Below are 19,918 nucleotides of genomic sequence, written 5' to 3' on the forward strand. Positions count from 1 at the left end.
CCTCGGCGTCCGGCGGCACCCCCATCTCCCAGTCCAGCCGGTACCGCTTGAACAGCTCGGCCCGCAGCACCGGAATGTTCATCGGCACCCCCGGGACCAGTGCCGCGTACACCGCGCCCATGAGCAGAGCGCGCAGCATCGGGTAGTCGCTCGTGACCTGCTGCGAGCCGTACCGTGCGACGGTGTCGCCGAGCAGTTCGGAGAGCCGCCGCTGCTCGGGGCACTGCAGGAACCCCTCGGCCTGGAGCAGTCCGGCCATGTGCTGCCGCATCAGCACCGGCTGATCCTGGGCGATGCCCAGGATCGCGTCGATGGCCCGCGCCATCCGCTCCCTGCCGTCCTCGGTGCGCGGCTCGCGTTCGAGAGCCTCCTCCAGCGTGCGGTGCATCAGCCGGTGCACCGCGGACTGGAGGAGCTGTCGTTTGCCGGGGAAGTAGTACGACACGAGTCCGCGCGCCGATCCCGCGCGATCCGCGATGTCCCCGAGCGTCGTGGCGTCGTAACCGCGCTCGCTCACCAGCTCCACCGCGGCCTGCAGCAGCCGTTCCCGGGAACGCCGCCGCAACTCTTCATTGACCGAGGCGCTTCGCGGGGACATGCTGTAACTCCTGCGTTGACTGGCTGCCAGCCAACTATACTCAACGCGTCCGGACCAAGGCCCTCCGCGGGTCGGTCCTGGGCTGCCGCCGACCTGGGGCGACGCGGGGGATCGCCTCAGGTCGGCGCGCGGCGGCGCGCGTCCGGGGAGTGCTGTCCGGTCGCCTGTCGGCCACGGGTTCATGAACCGGCCTCCCGCTCCGCGCCCGCCTCCCCGTGAAGCGGGCGCCGGTACGTCGCAAGGTGGACGCGCCACCAACTGGTGACCATGTACCAGCCGACCGACAGGCTCAGCAGCACGTTGCCGACGAGGGTCTCCCGGTCGTGGCTGCGAGCCGCGTTGTACAGGGCGGCGGCGGTGACGTACGTGAGCAGGCTGGCGAGGAGAATCCAGAACGCTGTCTTCATAGCGGACCTCGGAACTGTGCGGCGGGGGCGCCAACTTAGCCTTGGCCAACGCATTTGGGGCCCATTGCACTCTCTTGATCCTCTCTTGACCGGACCGGGTCGTTTGGGACCAAAAGCCAGCCGTTCCACGTCGAGATGCCTGGCGCGTTGTGATCTCGGAGCGCGAACAGCCGTTCCCGGGCTGACGTGGGCGTTCGTATGCCGACCTCGCCGGCCGGGGCGGTGCGGAAGATCGCCCCGGACCGGACGCACGGCCGCGCGGACGGTCGCCGGGGCCGCTCCCCATCACTCGCAGAGGCCCCGAGTCCTCTTTAGAGTGGCCTGGAGCCCTGAGGAGGATTACGGACATGGATCAAGAGCAGATCCTGGCCAGGATCACGGCGATGGTGGACGACGAGCGGCGGCTGCGCGACGCGCTGGCGGCCGGGCGGATCGACGGCGCCACGGAGCACGCGCGGCTCGGACAACTGGAGCGCGATCTCGACCAGTGCTGGGACCTGCTGCGCCAGCGGCGCGCGAAGTCCGAGTTCGGCGAGAACCCGGACGAGGCACAGGTGCGTCCGTCGTCGCAGGTCGAGGGCTACCAGAGCTGACGCCGGGAGTCTCCCGGCTCGCGTGTCGCGAGGGCCGCCGGGCGCGCCGCCGGGGCCCGCGCCCGGTGCGGAGCCGGCGGCCCGTGCCGCGCGCCCAGCGGGCCGCGTCTTGTGAAGGCCTTCGGCGGACAGGCCCGCACCCGGTGTCGCACCTGGGCGAGGCCCACCAGCTGCCCGCCCTCTCCTGGGACCCTGGCCCGGTGTGTCAGTCCGCCAGGCCGAGAACCGGCCGCAGGCCGTCCGGGCGATCCGCCACCGGCAGATGGTCCACGAAGTGCACCGCGCACCCCAGGGCCGCCGCACCGCCGTCCGCCCGCCGGTCGTCGCCGACCATCAGGGCGTCCGCGGGAGCGACGCCGAGTTCGGTGCAGGCGATCGCGAAGAGCCGCGGATCCGGCTTCTGGATGCCGTGCTTGTACGACAGGACGTACGTACCGACGTACGGGTCGAGACCGTGCTCGCGGAAGACGGGCCGCAGGTCCCAGCCGATATTGCTGACCACCCCTACCGCGAGGCCCCGCTCGCGCAGGGCGCCGAGCACTTCGGCGGCGTCGGGATAGGGCTCCCAGGCGGCGGGCGTCATATGGCGGTCGTAGAGGGTGTCGTGCAGACCGGGATCGGGCAGCGGCACCTGCCGGGAGAGACCGGTGAACGCCGCCCTGTGCTCCTCGGCGCTGCGGTCGCGGACCTCCCATGGCGCCGCGAGGTGCGCGGGCACCGGCCGGTCCGGGTGGGCACCGCCCGGGAGCGCGCCCGCCGACTCCAGCTCCCGCGCCGTCCGGGCCAACTCCCGCTCCGGGAGCGTGTGACCGGTCTCCGCGAGCACCGCGCGCAGCCATGCTTCGGCGGGCTCGACGCGGAAGAGGGTTCCGGAGAAGTCGAAGAGCACGCCCTTGATCGTCATGAGGGCAATCCTTCGCGGCGCGGCCGGTGCCGGTCAAGGCGGCCTCCGTCGCCCCACCGTCCGTATGCCGCCACCGACAGGGCGACGATCAGGGCACCGATGAGCCAGCCGCACACGACGTCGGACACCCAGTGGACGCCGAGCCAGACACGGGTCGGTCCGACCCCCACGGCGCTCACGACGGCCAGTGCCGTACGACGCGGGGCGCGCCCCGCGTCGTACAGGCGCAGCAGCCACAGCACCTGGCCGACCCGATACGCGCGAGACTGATCGCCGCCGCGCAGAGGCCCCTGGGCGGCCGGCCCCACGCACCCGCGGCCACCGTCGCGCGGCTCCGGTCCGCCCACGGAGGCGCAGGCGCCCGACACCGGCGCCGCAACGGCTAGCCCAGCGCTCGCAACCCCGGCACGAACGCCACCAGGACCGGGACCACCGGCACCAGCGCGGCAGCCGCCGTCAGTTGCAGCCGGCGGACCGCGGTGAGCCGGTGCCGGGGAGTGAGGAGGCGGTCGACCCGCTGCGGGACATGCGCGCCCGGGGTCGGGCAGGGTCCGAACACGCCCCGGTCCTCGTTGAGTTCGACGAGCGCCAGCGCGATCGTGAGCCGGCCGAAGCGGTGCGACGCCACGTCGTCGGCGGCGAGTTCGACGAGCCGGTGCATCTCGTCGCGGAACGCGGCGAAGACGGGCACCTGGGGGAATCCGTTGGCCAGCGCGGCCGAACAGTGCAGCAGCCAGTCGTGCCGGGCCCGCGCGTGCCCCTGCTCATGGGCGAGCACGGCGTCCAGTTGGCGCCCCTTGAGACGACGCAACGCGGCGGTGGTGATGACCAGTTGGGGAGCCGCGCCGGGCAGCCACCAGGCGTCGGGGCGCTCGCCCTCGAGGACGACCAGACGATCGGCTTCGGGCTCCTCGCCAAGCAACAGCGGGGAGCGCACCAGGAGTTCGGACCGGCTCCGCCGACGGCGCACCCGCGCCCGGGTGATCTCGCGGGCCAGCATCGCCGCTGTCCAGGCGCCACCGCACGCGAGCGCCACGGCGGTGGTCGCCGCCCAGGGGCTTCCCGCGCTCAGCGCGTAGGCGTCCACGACCGACGCCGGTGCTCCGCCGAAGACATGGCCGCGCACGACCGCCCAGGCGGCGGACGCGCTCAGCGTCATCGACAGGGCGCAGCACAGCAGAACGCCCGCCACGACGCATTGCCACACCCACAGGGCGACCACCGGTTCCCGGTCCGGCCAGTCCGCACGGGCGAGCAGTCGCGGAGCGACCACGGCGGCCAGGGCGCCGAGCAGCAACAGTGCCGCGGGGACCATCATGGGCCGAAGCCTATGAGCGGGGCGTCGCCGCTGGATACGGGCGGCGACGCCAAGTGACGTACGCCACGGCTTCGGATCAGAGCGTGACCAGCATCGCCAGCATCGAGATTCCCATCGACAGGCGGCAGGCCTGGGAGAGTTCGGGGCGGTCGCCCCAGCCGACGGCGCGCGGTCCCCCGCCCGAGGCGACGGTCCCCGACGCGACGGCCAGGGGCAGCAGGCGGACACCCGAGCGCAGTACGTAGCCGGTGAAGTAGAGCAGGAGTACTCCGGTGAGGACGGGGACGCCGGCGCTGCCGTGGACGTGGTGCGCCGGGGAGGCGGTCATCACGGCCGCCATGTACACCATCGCGAAGGCCCCCATCAGATGGTGCAGATGGTGCCGGCTGCTGCGGGCCGTCCAGAGCGCGCGCAGCGCGGTGACCCCGAAGACGACCGCGCAGGTGAGCCAGACCCAGCGCGGCGGGGACGCCACGGCCGCGGGTACGGCCATCGCGGCCATGCCGAACCCCATGAGCGCCTCGCCGCCCGCGGTGCGGCGCTGCTCCTCGACCGGGCTGCGCATCCGCAGCAGGCAGTAGGCCCCGGTCGCCGCGCACAGCGCGACGAGCAGCCAGCCGGGCGAAGCCGGTCCGTGCACCGCGCACCTCCCCGTTCGACGATGTCGGAGACGCGATGCCGGGCGGGCGGTGCGGGTCGGGCGGCGCCGGACATCGACCAGTCGGTCAGGGCATGCCCCGGGCGGTCGGTGCGCATACGAGCGCAAGGGTGTACGCGGGGGAGCGTGCGGGAGTGCACCGCAGGTGGGAGCGATGGCGAGGAAAATGTTTTACAGGTAAAACACCTGCTAAGGTCAGAGCCATGAGCAGTGCGACCCGTTCCGTCCCCTCGCGTGCACGCCGCCTTCCGCTGGCCGGTGTGCTGCGCCTCGGCAGGCCCTCCGACATCTGGTTCAAGCCCGCCCTGAGCGTCGTCGTCGCGGTCGCCCCGCCGAATCTGACGCTGCTGGCGCTCGGCCGGCTGGACCTGGCGATGTACACCATGGCCGGGTCGCTCTGCGCGCTCTACGCCCACAATCGTCCCTACGCCGCCCGGGCCCGCGCCCTCGCCCGGGTCGTGGTCGGAATGCTCACCGGGCTCGGCGTCGCCCTGATCACGGCCTCGCTCACCACGAACGCCGTCGCGCTGGTCACCGTCGGCGCGCTGCTGGCCGCCGCCCAGAAGGCCCTGTGCGACGCCACGCGCATCGGCCCGCCCGGGCACGTGGTCCTCGCCTTCATCTCCTCGGCGTCCCTGTTCGTACCGCAGAGCCTCGGTCAGGTGCCGGGCCATCTCGCGCTGGGCGCGGCGGCGGGCGCCTGGGCGTGGATCGTCGGCATGGCCCCCGGTCTCGTCCGCCCGCACGGCCCGGAGCGGCGTGCCACCGCACACGCGCTGAACGCCGCGGCGGTGTCCGCCGGGGCGCCGGACGACCCCCGTGCGCGGGCCACCGGGGCCGCCGCCGTGCACGCCGCCTGGCAGTCGCTGCTGTCCACGGGAGCCCGCTCCGCGCCCCGGCGCGCCCTCGAGCGACTCGTCGTACGGGCCGAGGTGGCGATCGCCGCACCCTCCGAGACGGACCCCGAGCGGTTGCGCGGCTGGGCCCGCGACCTGGCCGGCACCGGACCCGCCCCGCGCCCCGACGGCCTCGGGGACGCCGCCGACGAACTGCTCGGCGTCGAGGCCGCGCTCGCCTCCACGGAACAGTCGCTTCTCTGCCGCCTGGGCCCGCTCGCCCCCATCGCCCTGCGCACCGCGCTCGGCTGCGCCCTCGCCGGTTACGTCTCGCTCGCCCTCGGCGTAGGCCGCCCCTACTGGGCGCTGGTCACCGCAGCCTCCCTCTATCAGGCCAACGTCACCCTGACCTGGAGCCGGGGTGTCCAGCGCGTGGTCGGCAACCTCCTCGGTGTGCTGGCCTTCGCCGCCCTCGCCCCGCTCGCCCATGTCGGCCAGGCGGCCCTCGTCCTGTGCTGCCTCGCCCTGAACTTCGGCGCCGAGGCGCTGATCGGCCGCAACTACTGGCTCGGCAGCGTCTGTGTCACCCCCATGGCCCTGCTGATCACCGAGTTCGCGCGCTCCCAGCAGCCCGGAGAACTGATCACCGACCGGGTCCTGGACACCCTCGTGGGCGCACTGGTCGGCTTCGCCGCCGCCATCGCCGTCACCAACCGGCGGGCCGGCGACCGCATCGAAGGCGCGCTCTCCACGGTGGAGCGCGCCCGGGAACACGCCGCCGGACTGCTGGCCGAGAAACGCCCGGAGCCCGGCGCCCTGGAGGCCGCCCGACGCGGTCTGTCCGCCGCCGTCGTGGACCTGCGGTCCGCCGCGGACGCCGCGGCCGGCGAATGGTGGCAACGCGCCCTGCCGGAGGAGCGGGTGATGCGGGCCGAACAGGCCGGACACCGTACGCTCGCGGCGACGGTACGACGTCAGGGACTGCACTGCTCGGAGGGCGCACAGGCATGACGACAGCGGACGGGCGGAGCGCGGCGGACGGCGACCCGGCGACGGACCGGGCGGTGCCCGCCGACACGGTGGCGGCCGTGGTGCGCCAGTGGGAGACCGTACGGCCGGATCTCGACACCGGGCCCATGGAGGTCATCGGACGGGTCAACCGCTGTGCCGCGCTCCTTCAGCAGGCCGAGGACGCGCCGCTGCGCCGGGCCGGGCTCACCCGCCCCGAGTTCGACGTGCTCGGGACGCTGCGCCGCACCGGGCACGAGCTGACCCCGAGCGAGATCGCCCGCGAGACCTTCTCCTCGGGTGCCGCCGTCACCAAGCGGCTCAAGCAGCTGACCGAGCGCGGTCTGGTCGAGCGGCGCGGTGACACCCGTGACCGCCGCGTCGCGCACGTCCGGCTGACCGACGCGGGACGCGAACTGGTCGACGACGTCCTCCCCGATCAACTCGCCTACGAGACGAAGGTCCTGTCCGGGGTCGACCGCGACCACCAGCGTGAACTTGCCGGACTTCTGGGCGAGTTGCTCGGGCAGCTGGAAGGCCGGCTGAGGCTGCCGCGCGCCTGACGCCACCCCGGCTCGACGCCTTCTGCGAGCTCACCGTCCCCGTGACCCTGGACGAGGGCCCCGACACCCCGACCTTCACCGCCGACGCCCTGCCCAACCGCGACGGCACCCGTCCCCACCCGGACCGGCACCGCGGTGCCCACGCCCCCGTCATCGACCGGGTGACGGTGACGCCGGTCGCCTGACGTCCCTTCGGCACACCTTCCGCGACAGCGGCTCGCGCGTCATTCGTCCCCGGTCGACGCGTAGATCCCGAAGGCCGCGCCCTGCCGATCCCGCGCGACGGCGATGCGTCGGCCGGGGCCTTGCGACATGGGTTCCATCAGCAGGTGGCCGTCGGCCATGAGGACCGCGTTCGCCGTGGCGTCCACGTCCTCGACGGCGAAATAGGGCAGCCAGTGCGAGGGGACCTCGTGGGGGAAGTTCTCGTCCATCGTGACCATGCCGCCGAAATCGGCACCGTCGATTCCCCACTGCGGATAGCTCTCCGACGCGCTCACGGTCCAGCCGAACACCGTTGTGTAGAACTCCGTCACCCGGTCCGGAGCCCGGGTCAGGAGCTCCACCCAGCCGAGCGCGCCCGGCGCGTTGAACAGCCCCGCACCGGGGAAGGCTCGTGCCTGCCACAGCTGGAAGGCGGCGCCGCCCGGGTCGAAGGCGACCGCGAACCGGCCCACGTCGAGCACGTCCATCGGGGCGAGGACGATCGTCCCGCCGGCGGCCCGCACGGCCTCCGCTGCCGCGTCCGCGTCGTCGACGGCGAACGACACGTTCCAGGCGACCGGCTGCGACTCCTGGTAGAGCGGGGAGATGGCCGCGACGGCCGCGTCCCCGATGTGCGCGACCGTGTACCCGCCCGCCTCCTGACGCGGGTCCGTCTCCGGACGCCAGCCGAACAGATCGGCGTAGAAGCCCTTGGCACCCTCCAGATCGCTGGTGCCGAGCTCCGTCCAGCAGGGTCCGCCGGTCACCGGCCTGTCGAGCTTCATGAGGTTCCTTCCGCAGCGAGCCCCCTCAGCACGCTAAGCCCGCCATGGAGCACCGGCCAACCGGACGCCGCGTCCGGCAGGCGGTCACCGCCCGCCCGCCGCCGTGCTGGACACCGTATAGGCCCCATATAGCGACCGAACCCACGCTCGACTCACTCGAACGAATGAGGGGGCTCGGACATGGGGCGGGACGGGAGCGCGACAGGAGTTGCGGTGGTGACCGGCGGGTCGCGGGGCATCGGACGCTCGGTCGCCGTACGGCTGGCGCAGGACGGTTTCGACGTGGCGATCTGCTACCGGTCGGACGAGGCGGCGGCGCAACTCGTGGCGAAGGAGATCGAGGACGGGGGCAGCAGGGCGCTGGCCCGCAGGGTCGACGTAGCCGTCCGCGAGGAGGTGCAGGAGTTCGTCTCCGCCGTGGAGACGGAGCTCGGCACGCCCGACGCGGTCGTCGCCTCGGCGGGCATCACCCGGGACCGGCCCCTCGCTCTCATGGGGGACGAGGACTGGCACTCCGTCCTGAGTACCAATCTGAGCGGCACCTACCATCTGCTGCGCTCGGTGATCCGGCCGATGATCCGCGAGCGGGCCGGAGCCGTCGTCACCCTCTCCTCGGTCGCCGGGGTGGCGGGCAACGCGGGCCAGGCCAACTACTCCGCGTCCAAGGCGGGGATCATCGGCCTCACCCAGTCGCTGGCCAAGGAGGCCGGGCGCTACGGGATACGGGCCAACGCCGTCGCACCCGGCTTCATCGAGACCGAGATGGTCGCGGGGCTGCCCGACAGCGTCGTCGAGGGGGCGCTCACCCGCATCCCGCTGGGGCGGTTCGGACAGCCCCGCGAGGTCGCCGACCTGGTCTCCTTCCTGGTCTCCCCGAAGGCCGCCTACATCACCGGACAGGTGCTGCGCGTCGACGGAGGCATGGCGCTGTGACCTCCGACGCCCCGTGGTTCCGCCGCTATCCGGCGGCGCGTTCTCCGCGCGTCCGCCTGGTGTGTCTTCCGCACGCCGGAGGGAACGCGCAGCTCTTCCACGGCTGGCCGCACCGGCTGCCCGGCGACGTCGAACTGCTCGCCGTGCGCTACCCCGGGCGCCAGGAGCGGATGGCCGAGCCGTGCGCCACGTCGATGGAGGAGCTCGCCGACCCGATCGCCGCGGCCCTCTCCGGCTACCGGGACGTGCCGCTCGCGCTGTTCGGGCACAGCATGGGCGCCGCGGTGGCGTACGAGGTCGCGGCCCGACTGGAGAAGACCGGTCCCGGGCCCCGTCACGTGTTCCTCTCCGCGCGCAACGCCCCGCACCGCGCGCCCCGCACCACCCTGCACCGCGCGGCCGACGACGTCCTGCTCGCCTCCGTACGACGGCTCGGCACCCTGGGCGGCGACCCGTACGGCGTCCCCGAACTGCGCGAACTGCTGCTGCCCGTGCTGCGCGACGACTACCGCCTCATCGAGACCTACGCACCGAGGAATCCGCCCACGCTCCGGGCCCCGGTCACCGCGTACGTCGGTGCCGCCGATCCGGGCTGCGACGTCCGAAGCGTGACCGCCTGGGCCGACCTGACCACCGGTGGCTTCCACCTGCGGACCTTCCCCGGCGACCACTTCTATCTGGCCCCGCGGGAGGCCGAGCTGACCGCGGACATCGCCGCGCGGCTCGCCGCACCGCCGCAGGGGCTCACCGCATCCGCCCGCCAGGCCGCACGACCGGCGGCCACGACCGCGAGGACAGCTCCATGACCAACACCGAGACCTGGGCACCGCTGGAGATCACGGCCGAGGACGGCGACGGCGCCGACGAACTGCTCGCCCGGCTGGACACCCTCAACCCCGGCCTGGACGACCTCCTGGTCCGCGAGAAGGGCCTGGTCCTCCGCGGCTTCGGCATCAAACCCGAGACGCTCGACGCGGCGTTCGACCGGCTGCTGCCGCACCGCCTGGCGTACGTCCACGGCAACTCGCCGCGCACCAAGGTCGGCGGAAACGTGTACACGTCGACGGAGTACCCGCGGGAGTACACCATCTCGATGCACAACGAGATGAGCTACGCGCACGCCTGGCCGACCCGGCTCGCCTTCTACTGCGAGGTGAAGCCCGGCGGCGGAGGCGCGACCCCCGTCTCCGACGCCGCCCGCTGGCTGGCCACGCTCGACGACGAGGTGCGCGAGGCCTTCGCGGGCGGCGTGCGCTACCTCCAGAACCTGCACGACGGGTACGGCCTCGGCAAGAGCTGGCAGGACACCTTCGAGACCAAGGAACGCGACGAGGTCGAGGAGTTCCTGTCCGGCAGCGGCGCCGAGTGGACCTGGCGCCGCGACGGTGGCCTGCGCGTCGAGTCGGTCCGCCCGTCCACCATCCGGCACCCGGTGACCGGCGCCGAGGTCTGGTTCAACCAGGCCGACCAGTGGCACCCGGCGGGGCTCGGCGACGACACCGCCGCCGAACTCGCCGCGATCCTCCCCGAGGACGAGCTGCCGCAGATGGTGCGGTTCGCCGACGGGAGCCCCATCCCCGCCGCGTACGTCACCCAGATCCGGGACCGGGGTCTGGCCGTCGCCGTCGACGTCGACTGGGACCGCGGCGACCTGCTGCTCATCGACAACGTCCTGCTGGCGCACGGACGGCGGCCGTTCACCGGCGACCGCCGGGTCCTCGTCGCGATGTCCGACTGAGCCGGGGGACGACGACATGACGACCCCGGACCAGAAACCGCTGCCCGGCTGGGCCGGCACCGGCACCGCACCCGCGCTGTACAGCGCGGCGGGCGACGGCGCGTCCGTCCTCGACGACATCCGGCGGCACCGCGCCGGGCTTCGGCAGTCCCTGACCGAGCGGGGCGCGCTCCTGCTGCGGGGCTACGCCGTCGGCGGAGTCGACGGCTTCGACGCCGTCGTACGCGCCTTCTCCGGCACCCCGCCCCTGGCCTACGCCGAGCGCTCCTCACCCCGCAGCACCATCAAGGGCCAGGTCTACACCTCGACCGACTACCCGCCGGCCGAGGAGATCTTCCTGCACAACGAGAACTCCTACCAGGCCGTATGGCCCGGCACCCTCTACTTCTACTGCGCGGAGCCGCCCGTCACCCAGGGCGCGACCCCGCTCGCCGACACCCGTCGGGTCCTCGCGGGCCTCGACGCCGAGGTGCGCGAGGAGTTCGAGCGGCGCGGCTGGCAGGTCGTGCGCAACTTCCACACCGGCTTCGGCGTGCCCTGGCAGGAGGCGTTCGACACCACCGACCCGGACGCCGTGATCGCGTACTGCAAGGAGCGGGACATCGTCGCCGAGTGGCGGCCCGACGGCGGGCTGCGCACCACCGCGCACCGCGCGACCGTGCACCGCCACCCGGTGACCGGCGAACGCGTCTGGTTCAACCACGCCACCTTCTTCCACGTCAGCACGGTCGCCGCCGAGGTCGGAGCGGGCCTGCGCGCGATCTTCCCCGAGGAGGACCTGCCCACGAACACGTACTACGGCGACGGGGGAGCCGTCCCGGACGAGGTGACGGACCATCTGCGCGCCGTCTACCGGGCCAACTCCGTGCGCTTCGACTGGCAGCGCGACGACGTGCTGATCGTCGACAACATGCTCACCGCGCACGCGCGCGAGCCGTTCACCGGGCCCCGGCGGATCGCCGTGGCCATGGCCGAACCCACCGACACCCGTTCGGACGAAGGGAGTTGAGGACGTCATGTCACAACCCGAGCTGAGGAAAGCCCCGTTGGACACCTATCTGACCCCGCCGACCCACGGATCCCGGATCACCGGCATCGCCGCCTACCGGCCCGCGCGGCTGCTCTCCAACGAGGAGCTGTCCCCGCGGACGACGGTCTCCCCGGAGTGGATCGAACAGCGCACCGGCATCAAGACCCGGCACCACGCGAGCGAGGCCGAGGACCTGGTCACCATGTCCGTCGCCGCGGGCGAGAAGGCCCTCGTGATGGCCGACATCGACCCGGCCGAGGTCGACCTGACCGTCGTCGCCACCGCGACCCGCAAGCGTCGTATGCCCGGCATCGCCCCGGAAGTGGCCAGCCGTATCGGACTGCCCAACTCGGGCGCCTACGACCTGAACGCGGTGTGCGCGGGCTTCACCTACGCGATGGCGATGGCCTCCAACGCGGTGCGGCTCGGTGAGGCGCGGCACGTCCTGGTGGTCGGCGCCGAGCGCACCAGCGACTGGATCGACCCGAACGACCCCGACACCTTCGTCATCTTCGGCGACGGAGCCGGCGCCGCCGTCGTCTCGCGCTCCGACCGCACCGGCATAGGCCCCGCCGTCTGGGGGAGCGACGGCGCCCGGCACAGCGTCCTCGGCCTGACCGAGCGGCCTGACGGACGCGAGTACGTCGCCATGAACGGGCCCCTGGTCTACAAGTGGTCGACCGCCACCATGCCCGACGTCGCCCACCGGGCCTGCGCGGCCGCCGGGATCACCATGGCCGACATCGACTGGTTCGTGCCCCACCAGGCCAACAACCGCATCATCAAGACCCTCACCCGCGAGCTGGAACTGCCGCCCGAGCGCGTCGTCAACGACGTCGTCGACACCGGCAACACCTCCGCCGCCTCGGTGCCGCTCGCGCTCAGCCGCCTCTACGACAGCGGCCGCTCCACGCCGGGCGAGCACGTCCTGCTGCTCGGCTTCGGCGCCGGACTCACCTACGCCGGACAAGTCGTCCGCATGCCCTGACCGGCCCTTCCTCGACTTACCCGGCACCACCGAACACCTCCACAGAGACGGAACCTCATATGACCACGCACGAGCCCACCACCGATGTCCTGACCGCCGAGGTCATCGCACTCGTCAAGCGCACCGCCCCCGACCTGGAGGGCGACATCGACGCCGACTCCAGCTTCGAGGAGATGGGCATGGACTCGCTCACCCGGGTCGACCTGCTGGCCGCCGTAGAGAAGACCTACAGCCTCTCGGTGCCGGACGAGACGGTCGCCGACCTGCTGCGGGTGCGCGACGTCGTCGCCTTCCTCACCACGGCGAAGGCGGAGGTCTGACCGTGCGACTCGACCACGGGGGGTCGGCGACGCAATCCGCCCACGGAACGCCGACGGCCGAACCCGTCCTCGACACCCGACTCCCGCTGTCCGTCGGGCAGGAGGGCCTCTGGCTCCTCCAGCGCCTGACCCCCGACAGCGCGACGTACAACCTGGCCGGCGGCGCCCGGATGAGGCCCGCGCCGGACCCCGCGATCCTCGCCCGCGCGGTCCACGCGCTGACGGACCGTCACCCCATGTTGCGCTCCCTCTACACGGAGACCGACGGCCAGCCCTGCCGAGTCGTCCAGGAAGGCGGCGCCCTGGGCGAGTTGACGGTCCATGAGATCCCCGACGCCTCGGACGAGGAGCTCGACGAGCTGGTGAAGGCCGAGGTACGAAGGCCGTTCCGGCTGGACACCGAGGGACCCTTCCGTGCCGTACTGCTGCGCCGGCGCGGCGACGCGGTGGCACTCGTCGTCACCCACCACATCGCGACCGACGCCTTCTCGCAGTGGCTCCTGTGGCGCGACCTCCTCCAGGCCTACGAGGCCTTCGCGACCGGAGCCGGGCACCCCGGTTGGGAACCCCTTCCCGTCACCTACGACGACTCCGTCGAACGGGAGCAACTGCTCCTGGAGTCCTCGCGGGGCAAGCGGCAGGCGGAGTTCTGGCAGGAGGAGGCCGCCGGAGCCCGCGCCGCCGAACTCCCCACCGACCGGCCCCGCCCCGCCGTCTCCTCGCAGTCGGGCGCGACTCTGCTGCGCCGGCTGCCCGACCGGCTCTCCGACAAGGTCCTGCGCACCGCCGCGAGCCGCGGGGTCTCCCCGTTCGCCCTCACCCTCGGCGCCTTCCAGGCACTGCTGCACCGCTGGGGCGGCCAGCGCGACTTCCTGCTCGCCTGCCCCGCGTCCACCCGTCGCTCCTCCGCGGCCCAGGTCGTCGGCTACTTCGTCAACCCGGTGCTCATCCGCGCCCGGTTCGACCGGCAGACCACGCTCGCGGACGCGATGGCCCAGGCCGCCGACCGGGTCCGGCAGGCCACCGCCCGTGTCTCCTATCCGTACCCGCTGGTCGCCCGTGACGCGAGCACGGAAGGTCCGCTGTACCGGATCTCCGTGACGATGGTCTCCACCGACCGGTTCGGATCCGGCATGGGCGGCGCCGCTTCGGGCGAGCCGATGGACGTGGCCGGCATCGAGACGACGTACATGGAGATCCCGCATCTGGAAGGCCAGTGCGACCTCTCGCTGGAGATCACCCGCGATGTGTACGGCCTGACGGTGGCCCTGCGCTACGACACCGACCTCTTCGAACAGGTCACGATCGAGAGGCTGTTCGATCTCTTCGTGCGGTTCCTCGAAGCGGCCGCGGACGACCCGGACCAGCGCGTCTCCCGCATCCCGCTGACCGACGACGCCGAACGCCGGGCCCTGCTCGCCCTCGGCGGCTCCGGCGGCTCTTCGTGAACGACCGCCCGGAGCACCGGCAGACCCGCCCCGAACGGCACCCCGCGACCGACCACGACCCCGGCAGGAGTCCGCGGCCATGACGCCACGACCGGTGCTCGACGGCATCCTCGACGCCATCGGCGACACACATCTGGTGGAGCTCGGCGGCCTGCTGCCCCGCTTTCCCTCCCGAGTCCTCGCCAAGCTCGAAGGGTTCAACCCCGGCGGCAGCGTCAAGGACCGGTCCGCGCTGTCCATGCTGCTGGGCCGGATCCGGGGCGGCGAACTGATCCCCGGCCGGTCCACGGTCGTGGAGTCCAGCTCCGGCAACCTGGCCATCGGCATCGCCCAGATCTGCCGCTACTACGGGATCGACTTCATCTGTGTCGTCGACCCCAAGACCACCCGGCAGAACCTGGCGATCCTGCGCGCCTACCAGGTCACCGTCGACATGGTCACCGAACCCGACCCGGACACCGGCGCCTACCTCCCGGCCCGGCTCGCCCGGGTCCGGGAACTGGTGGCCGCGACACCCGGCGCCTACTGGCCCAACCAGTACGCCAATCCGCTCAACCCACGGGCCCACACCCGCACCATGCGGGAGATCGCCGAGGCGCTCGACGACCAGGTCGACTACCTGTTCTGTGCCACCGGCACCGGCGGCACCCTGCGCGGCTGCGCCGAGTACATCCGCGACCACGGCCTGCCCACGACGCTGATCGGCGTGGACGCCCTCGGCAGCGTGCTGTTCGGCGGACCGCCGGGACCCCGGCTGCTGCCCGGACACGGCGCGGCGGTCCGCCCCGCTCTCTTCGACCCGACGCTCGCCGACGAGGTGGTGCTGGTCTCCGACCTCGACTGCGTGGTCGGCTGCCGGACCCTGACCCGGCGCGAGGCCATCCTCGCGGGCGGCTCGTCCGGCGCCGTCACGGCCGCGCTGCGCAGGTTCGCGGACCGCGTCCCGGCCGGCAGCACCTGCGTGCTGATCTTCCCGGACCGCGGCGACCGCTACCTCGACACGATCTACGACGACGAATGGGTGCGCCGCCAGTTCGGCGAGGTGAGCCACCTGTGGAAGGAACCGGAGCACACCATGGCGGTGGGAACATGCTGATCATCGGCCACCAGACGGTCGCGGGGCTCCTCCAGGACCGCGAGAAGGAGGTCATCGACCTCGTCGCCGACGCCTACCGGCGCCACGACGAGGGCCGCACCAGCCTGCCGCACTCCGTCTTCCTGCGTTTCCCCGACCGGCCCCGGGACCGGATCATCGGTCTGCCGGGCTACCTCGGCGGCAGCGTGGGGGAGCGGGGTGCCGGCACAGGCACGGACGCGGGCGAAGACGGGATCGCCGGCATGAAGTGGATCGCCTCCTTCCCCGGCAACATCGCCGACGGAGTCCAACGGGCCAGCGCCGCCATCCTGCTCAACTCGCTGCGCAACGGACAGCCCGAGGCGCTCATCGAAGGCTCCCTGATCTCCGCCCGGCGCACCGCCGCGTCGGCGGCCGTCGGCGCCCGCATGCTGCTCGGCGGCCGCAGGCCCTCCGGGATCACCCTCATCGGCTGCGGCGTCATCAACTGCGAGGTACTGCGCTTCCTCGGCGTCGAACATCCCGGACTCGACCGGCTCACCGTGTACGACACCGACCCGGAGCGCGCCCGGAGGTTCACCGAGGACAACGCGCGGCTGCTGCCGTCCGCCGCCGTCCGCCACTGCGACTCGCTCGACGACGCGCTGGCCGCCCACGACCTGGTGTCCATCGCCACCACCGCCGCGACCCCGCACACCGGACTCGACGCCTGCCCGCCCGGCACCGTGGTGCTGCACGTCTCGCTGCGCGACCTGACCACGAGCGCCGTGCTCGAAGCCCACAACGTCGTCGACGACCCGGACCACGTCTGCCGCGAGAACACCTCCGTGCACCTCGCCGAACTGGCCACCGGCGGACGGGAGTTCATCGACGCCAGTATCGGCGCGCTGCTGCGTGGCACCGCGCGCCTCGACCCGCGCCCGGGCAGGCCCCTCGTCTACTCGCCGTTCGGACTCGGCGTCCTCGACCTCGCGCTCGCCCGCTTCGTACGGGACCGGGCCCGCGCCGGCGGTCTGGGCACCGACGTGACGGACTTTCTGCCGGCCCCCGCCGCGTAACCACGGGCTTCCGGTGCGCGACCACCGGCCTCCGGGCGGGCGCGCACCACCGGAATCCGACGCGCACACCGGCTCCTGCCGCACGCACCCGCCTTCGTCCTACGGGCCCCTGCCGCGCAGGGCCGCCGCACCGCCGCACGTGCGTTCACCTTCCCTGGAGCAGAGATGACTGTCCCGCTGCACGAACTCATCGCCCATCAGGCCGTGTCGACCCCGCTCGCCGTCGCGGTCGACGGCGCCCAGGGGCCGCTGAGCTACGAAGCGCTCGACCGGCGCGCCAACAGCGTCGCACGGCTGCTCGCGGCCCGTGGCATCGGCGCCGAGGACCGGGTCGTCGTCTGCCTGCCGCGCGGCCACGACCTGGTCGCGGCACTGCTCGGCGTCTGGAAGGCGGGCGCGGCCTATGTGCCGCTGGACGCCGGGCATCCGCAGGAACGTACGGCCTGGGTGGTCGCGGACAGCGGTGCGGGCGCCGTCGTCACGACCGCGGCCGATGCCGGGCCGTTCGAGAAGCTCCTGCCCGGTGGCGTGGTGGCCCTGGACTCCGAGCTCCTCGACGAACTCCCCGACACAGCGCCCCTGTCGAAGGTGAGCGCGGACCACGCCGCCTACCTCACCTACACGTCGGGCTCGACCGGCCGCCCCAAGGGCGTGCTTGTGCAGCACGGAGGCATCGCGGGGCGCGTCGCCTGGTCGCTGGACAACCAGGGGCTGACGACGACGGACCGGGTGCTCCAGAAGACCGTACTGACCTTCGACGCCGCCGGCTGGGAGCTGTTCGCCCCGCTCGCCGCGGGCGCCACCGTCGTCATGGCGCCGCCGGGGGCCGAAGCCGACCCCGCGCTGCTCGCGGCGACGGTCGCCGACGCGGGGGTGACCGTCCTCCAGGGCGTGCCGTCCGTGCTGCGGCTCCTGGTCGCCGAGCCCCGCTGGGCGGACTGCGCGGACCTGCGCCTGGTGTGCTCGGCGGGCGAGCCGCTGGACGCCGAACTGTGCCGCCGCCTCGCGGAACCGGGCGGCGCCCGGGTCTGGAACACCTACGGGCCCACCGAGTGCTCCATCGACGTCACCGCCCAGCTCTTCGACCCCGAGCGGCACACCGAGGCGGTCCCCATCGGACGCCCGATGGACCACATGCGGGTGTACGTCCTCGACGCCGAGTTCGACCCGGTGCCGATCGGCGTCGTGGGGGAGCTGTACGCGGCGGGCGACGGCACGGCGCGCGGCTACGCGGGCCGTCCGGGACAGACCGCCGAGCGCTTCCTGCCCGACCCGCACGGCACCCCCGGAAGCCGGATGTACCGCACCGGGGACCTGGTGCGCTGGCGTTCCGACGGCGCCCTGGACTTCCTCGGCCGCGCCGATCAGCAGGTCAAGGTCAACGGCGTCCGGATAGAACCGGCAGAGGTCGAGGCCGCGTTGAACGCCCACCCGGACGTGCGGGGCGCGGTCGTCGACGCCCGGGTCGCGGGCGACACCAAGAGGCTCGTCGCCTATGTGACGGCGGGGCGCCGCATACCCAGGGACGAACTGCGCACCTTCCTGCGCGGCCGGTTGCCCGAGCCGATGATCCCCTCGGTCTTCGTGCCGCTGGACGCCTTCCCGCTGACCAGCAGCGGAAAGGTGGACCGCGGAGCCCTGTCCGACCCGGTCCAGGAGCAGGCACGCGGCGCCGAGTACGTCGCCCCGCGCACCCCCGCCGAACGGCTCGTCACCCAGGTGTGGGAGCAGCTTCTCCAGATCGAACAGGTCGGCGCGCACGACGACTTCTTCGCCCTCGGCGGTTCCTCCCTCGTCCTCACCCGGCTTGCCGACGCCCTGCGCAAGGCGTCCGGGGACGACATCCAACTCCGCGGCCTGTTCGGCGCGTTCACCGTGGAGGCGCAGGCGAGGCTGCTGGAGGACGCACGGCCCGCGGTGCCCGGTGTGACCCCGGTCGGGCGGGACCGGACGCTGCCGCTCTCCTTCGGGCAGCACCGGCTGTGGTTCCTGGACCGCATGCACCCGGGCAGCCCCGAGTGGGTGGCCCCCTTCTTCCTCCGGCTGCCGGCGGGTACCACCCGCGACGCCGTGCAGGCCGCGCTCGACGCCCTGGAGGCCCGCCACGAGTCCCTGCGCACCCGCTACCCGGTCGAGGGTGAGGAACCCCGTCAGGTGGTCGTCGCGCCCGGGACGGTCGAACTGCGTGTCGAGGACGCCTCGGAAGCACACCTGGAGCGGCTGTTCGGCGAGCAGTTCGGCCGCGGCTTCGACCTCACCGACGGCCCGCTGTGGCGGGCGCTGCTGGTCCGGGTGCCCAAGGGCGGCCCGGTCCTGCTGGTGACGACCCATCACATCGCCACCGACGGCTGGTCCACCGTCCTCCTCGACCGCGAGCTGCGCGAACTGTGCGCCGCGGCGAGCGAGGACCGTTCACCCCGGCTCGATGAACTCCCGGTGCAGTACGCCGACTTCGCGGCCTGGCAGTCGACACACGCCGACGGCATCGCGTCGTCGCGAGAACTGGACCACTGGAAGCAGGCCCTCGACGGCCTGCCCGAACTCCGGCTCCCCACCGACCGGCCCCGGCCCGCCCGGCGCGACGCGCACGGCTCCGGCGTCCGCTTCTCCGTGCCGGCCTCGCTCGCCGACGCCCTCACCGGCATCGGCCGCCGGCACGGCGCCACCCCCTATGTGACCCTGCTCGCCGCCTTCGGCGCGCTGCTCGGCCGCTACAGCGGCCAGGACGACTTCGGTATCGGCAGCCCGGTCACCGGCCGCACCCGCCCCGAGACCCAGAACACCGTCGGCTTCTTCCTCAACTCCCTGGTGATGCGCTGCGACCTGACCGGCGACCCGACCTTCGCCGAACTCCTCCAGCGCGTCCGCGGCACGGTCATGGCCGGCTTCGCCCACCAGGAACTGCCCTTCGAGCGCCTGGTGGACGAGCTCCAGCCCACCCGTGACCTCTCCCGCACGCCGCTCTACCAGGTCGCCTTCGACCTCCAGGACGACGGCGCCACCTCCGTGGCTGCCGACGACGTCCTCATGGACGCCTTCCAGGGCGCCTGGCGTGTGGCCAAGACCGACCTGACCCTCTTCGTCTGGCGCCAGTCCGACGGCTCCCTGATCGGTGCCTTCGAATACGCCACCTCGCTCTTCGACCACGACACCGTCGAGCGCCTCGCCCACCACTTCGTGCAACTCCTCGAAGCCGTCGCGGCGAACGCGGACGCCTCCCTGTCCGCCGTCGACATCACCTCCGTCCAGGAACGCCGACTCCTCAAGGCCTGGAACGACACGGTGGCGCCGGTGGGTGAGGTGTCGGTGCCGGAGTTGATCGCGGAGCGTGCGGCGGTGTCGCCGGGCGCGGTGGCGGTGGAGGCGGGGGGTGTTCGTCTGACGTTCGGGGAGCTGCAGGTGCGGGCGAACCGGTTGGCGGGTGTGTTGCGTTCGCGTGGTGTGGGTCCGGAGG

The 19,918-nt window shown here is 72.8% G+C and carries 21 protein-coding genes; 14 read left to right on the top strand and 7 right to left on the bottom strand.

Features of this window, described 5'->3' with window-relative positions; all coding sequences use genetic code 11:
• Together ACFWBT_RS30495 and ACFWBT_RS30500 are read right to left on the bottom strand one after the other, a co-directional pair.
• The coding region (locus ACFWBT_RS30495) for a TetR/AcrR family transcriptional regulator (protein WP_385706118.1) at window positions 1-598 on the bottom strand (598 nt) is incomplete at its 3' end.
• Between the two features lie 179 nt (window positions 599-777).
• A complete protein-coding gene (locus tag ACFWBT_RS30500) occupies window positions 778-1,005 on the bottom strand; it encodes a hypothetical protein (protein ID WP_385706120.1) in 228 nt (75 codons plus the stop codon).
• A 347-nt stretch (window positions 1,006-1,352) separates the two neighbouring features.
• Between ACFWBT_RS30500 and ACFWBT_RS30505 the strand changes: the two genes are divergently transcribed.
• Complete coding sequence (locus ACFWBT_RS30505; RefSeq protein WP_356463058.1) at window positions 1,353-1,598, top strand: DUF2630 family protein; 246 nt, start codon at window positions 1,353-1,355, stop codon at window positions 1,596-1,598.
• Between the two features lie 205 nt (window positions 1,599-1,803).
• Here the strand turns inward: ACFWBT_RS30505 and ACFWBT_RS30510 are convergent, their stop codons facing one another.
• The 4 genes from ACFWBT_RS30510 to ACFWBT_RS30525 all read right to left on the bottom strand — a co-directional run bounded on the left by ACFWBT_RS30510 (window position 1,804) and on the right by ACFWBT_RS30525 (window position 4,460).
• Window positions 1,804-2,502 carry an HAD family hydrolase gene (locus tag ACFWBT_RS30510; RefSeq protein ID WP_385706122.1) on the bottom strand — a complete coding sequence of 233 codons (699 nt, stop codon included), beginning with the start codon at window positions 2,500-2,502 and terminating at the stop codon, window positions 1,804-1,806.
• Window positions 2,499-2,744, bottom strand: coding sequence for a phosphatase PAP2 family protein (locus ACFWBT_RS30515; RefSeq protein ID WP_385706124.1), 246 nt, complete (start codon window positions 2,742-2,744; stop codon window positions 2,499-2,501). Before ACFWBT_RS30515 ends, ACFWBT_RS30510 begins: the two co-directional genes overlap by 4 nt.
• 140 nt (window positions 2,745-2,884) lie before the next feature.
• Complete coding sequence (locus ACFWBT_RS30520; RefSeq protein WP_385706126.1) at window positions 2,885-3,820, bottom strand: M56 family metallopeptidase; 936 nt, start codon at window positions 3,818-3,820, stop codon at window positions 2,885-2,887.
• Window positions 3,821-3,896: 76 nt separating this feature from the next.
• Window positions 3,897-4,460, bottom strand: a complete 564-nt coding sequence (locus ACFWBT_RS30525; protein WP_385706128.1) for a DUF5134 domain-containing protein — start codon at window positions 4,458-4,460, stop codon at window positions 3,897-3,899.
• Between the two features lie 221 nt (window positions 4,461-4,681).
• Here ACFWBT_RS30525 and ACFWBT_RS30530 point away from each other — a divergent pair, with 221 nt between their 5' ends.
• Genes ACFWBT_RS30530 through ACFWBT_RS30540 form a run of 3 tightly spaced genes read left to right on the top strand, consistent with a single transcriptional unit; the run spans window position 4,682 to window position 7,070 of the window.
• Window positions 4,682-6,325 carry an FUSC family protein gene (locus ACFWBT_RS30530; protein WP_385706130.1) on the top strand — a complete coding sequence of 548 codons (1,644 nt, stop codon included), beginning with the start codon at window positions 4,682-4,684 and terminating at the stop codon, window positions 6,323-6,325.
• Entirely contained in the window at window positions 6,322-6,885 is a 564-nt protein-coding gene (locus tag ACFWBT_RS30535) for a MarR family winged helix-turn-helix transcriptional regulator (RefSeq protein WP_385706132.1), read from the top strand. The genes ACFWBT_RS30530 and ACFWBT_RS30535 overlap by 4 nt, the downstream gene beginning before the upstream one ends.
• Window positions 6,886-6,926: 41 nt before the next feature.
• A complete protein-coding gene (locus ACFWBT_RS30540) occupies window positions 6,927-7,070 on the top strand; it encodes a hypothetical protein (protein ID WP_385706134.1) in 144 nt (47 codons plus the stop codon).
• A gap of 39 nt (window positions 7,071-7,109) precedes the next feature.
• On the opposite strand, the gene ACFWBT_RS30545 is transcribed toward ACFWBT_RS30540, so the two are convergent.
• A complete protein-coding gene (locus tag ACFWBT_RS30545; protein WP_385706136.1) occupies window positions 7,110-7,874 on the bottom strand; it encodes a VOC family protein in 765 nt (254 codons plus the stop codon).
• Window positions 7,875-8,090: 216 nt separating this feature from the next.
• Here ACFWBT_RS30545 and fabG point away from each other — a divergent pair, with 216 nt between their 5' ends.
• The 10 genes from fabG to ACFWBT_RS30595 form a co-directional block, all read left to right on the top strand.
• The gene (fabG, locus tag ACFWBT_RS30550; protein WP_385706138.1) at window positions 8,091-8,807 is read left to right on the top strand and encodes a 3-oxoacyl-[acyl-carrier-protein] reductase; all 717 of its coding nucleotides are present in this window, start codon (window positions 8,091-8,093) and stop codon (window positions 8,805-8,807) included.
• Entirely contained in the window at window positions 8,804-9,613 is an 810-nt protein-coding gene (locus ACFWBT_RS30555) for a thioesterase II family protein (protein WP_385706140.1), read from the top strand. Before fabG ends, ACFWBT_RS30555 begins: the two co-directional genes overlap by 4 nt.
• Window positions 9,610-10,545, top strand: coding sequence for a TauD/TfdA family dioxygenase (locus ACFWBT_RS30560; RefSeq protein ID WP_385706142.1), 936 nt, complete (start codon window positions 9,610-9,612; stop codon window positions 10,543-10,545). Before ACFWBT_RS30555 ends, ACFWBT_RS30560 begins: the two co-directional genes overlap by 4 nt.
• 16 nt (window positions 10,546-10,561) lie before the next feature.
• Window positions 10,562-11,554 carry a TauD/TfdA family dioxygenase gene (locus ACFWBT_RS30565; protein ID WP_385706144.1) on the top strand — a complete coding sequence of 331 codons (993 nt, stop codon included), beginning with the start codon at window positions 10,562-10,564 and terminating at the stop codon, window positions 11,552-11,554.
• A gap of 7 nt (window positions 11,555-11,561) precedes the next feature.
• The gene (locus ACFWBT_RS30570; RefSeq protein WP_385706145.1) at window positions 11,562-12,563 is read left to right on the top strand and encodes a beta-ketoacyl-ACP synthase III; all 1,002 of its coding nucleotides are present in this window, start codon (window positions 11,562-11,564) and stop codon (window positions 12,561-12,563) included.
• A 59-nt stretch (window positions 12,564-12,622) separates the two neighbouring features.
• Window positions 12,623-12,883, top strand: coding sequence for an acyl carrier protein (locus tag ACFWBT_RS30575; protein WP_385706147.1), 261 nt, complete (start codon window positions 12,623-12,625; stop codon window positions 12,881-12,883).
• 2 nt (window positions 12,884-12,885) lie between these two features.
• Complete coding sequence (locus ACFWBT_RS30580) at window positions 12,886-14,331, top strand: condensation domain-containing protein (protein WP_385706149.1); 1,446 nt, start codon at window positions 12,886-12,888, stop codon at window positions 14,329-14,331.
• A gap of 79 nt (window positions 14,332-14,410) precedes the next feature.
• On the top strand, window positions 14,411-15,427 hold the full coding sequence (gene sbnA / locus ACFWBT_RS30585) for a 2,3-diaminopropionate biosynthesis protein SbnA (protein WP_385706150.1): 1,017 nt from the start codon (window positions 14,411-14,413) through the stop codon (window positions 15,425-15,427).
• A complete protein-coding gene (sbnB, locus tag ACFWBT_RS30590; protein ID WP_385706152.1) occupies window positions 15,421-16,464 on the top strand; it encodes a 2,3-diaminopropionate biosynthesis protein SbnB in 1,044 nt (347 codons plus the stop codon). Before sbnA ends, sbnB begins: the two co-directional genes overlap by 7 nt.
• Before the next feature lie 165 nt (window positions 16,465-16,629).
• Window positions 16,630-19,918, top strand: a 3,289-nt coding sequence (locus ACFWBT_RS30595) for an amino acid adenylation domain-containing protein (protein ID WP_385706155.1), incomplete at its 3' end; no start/stop codon positions are given.

Origin of the sequence: Streptomyces sp. NPDC060027 (assembly GCF_042737005.1) — a bacterium.
In the GTDB taxonomy this organism is placed as follows: Bacteria; Actinomycetota; Actinomycetes; order Streptomycetales; family Streptomycetaceae; genus Streptomyces.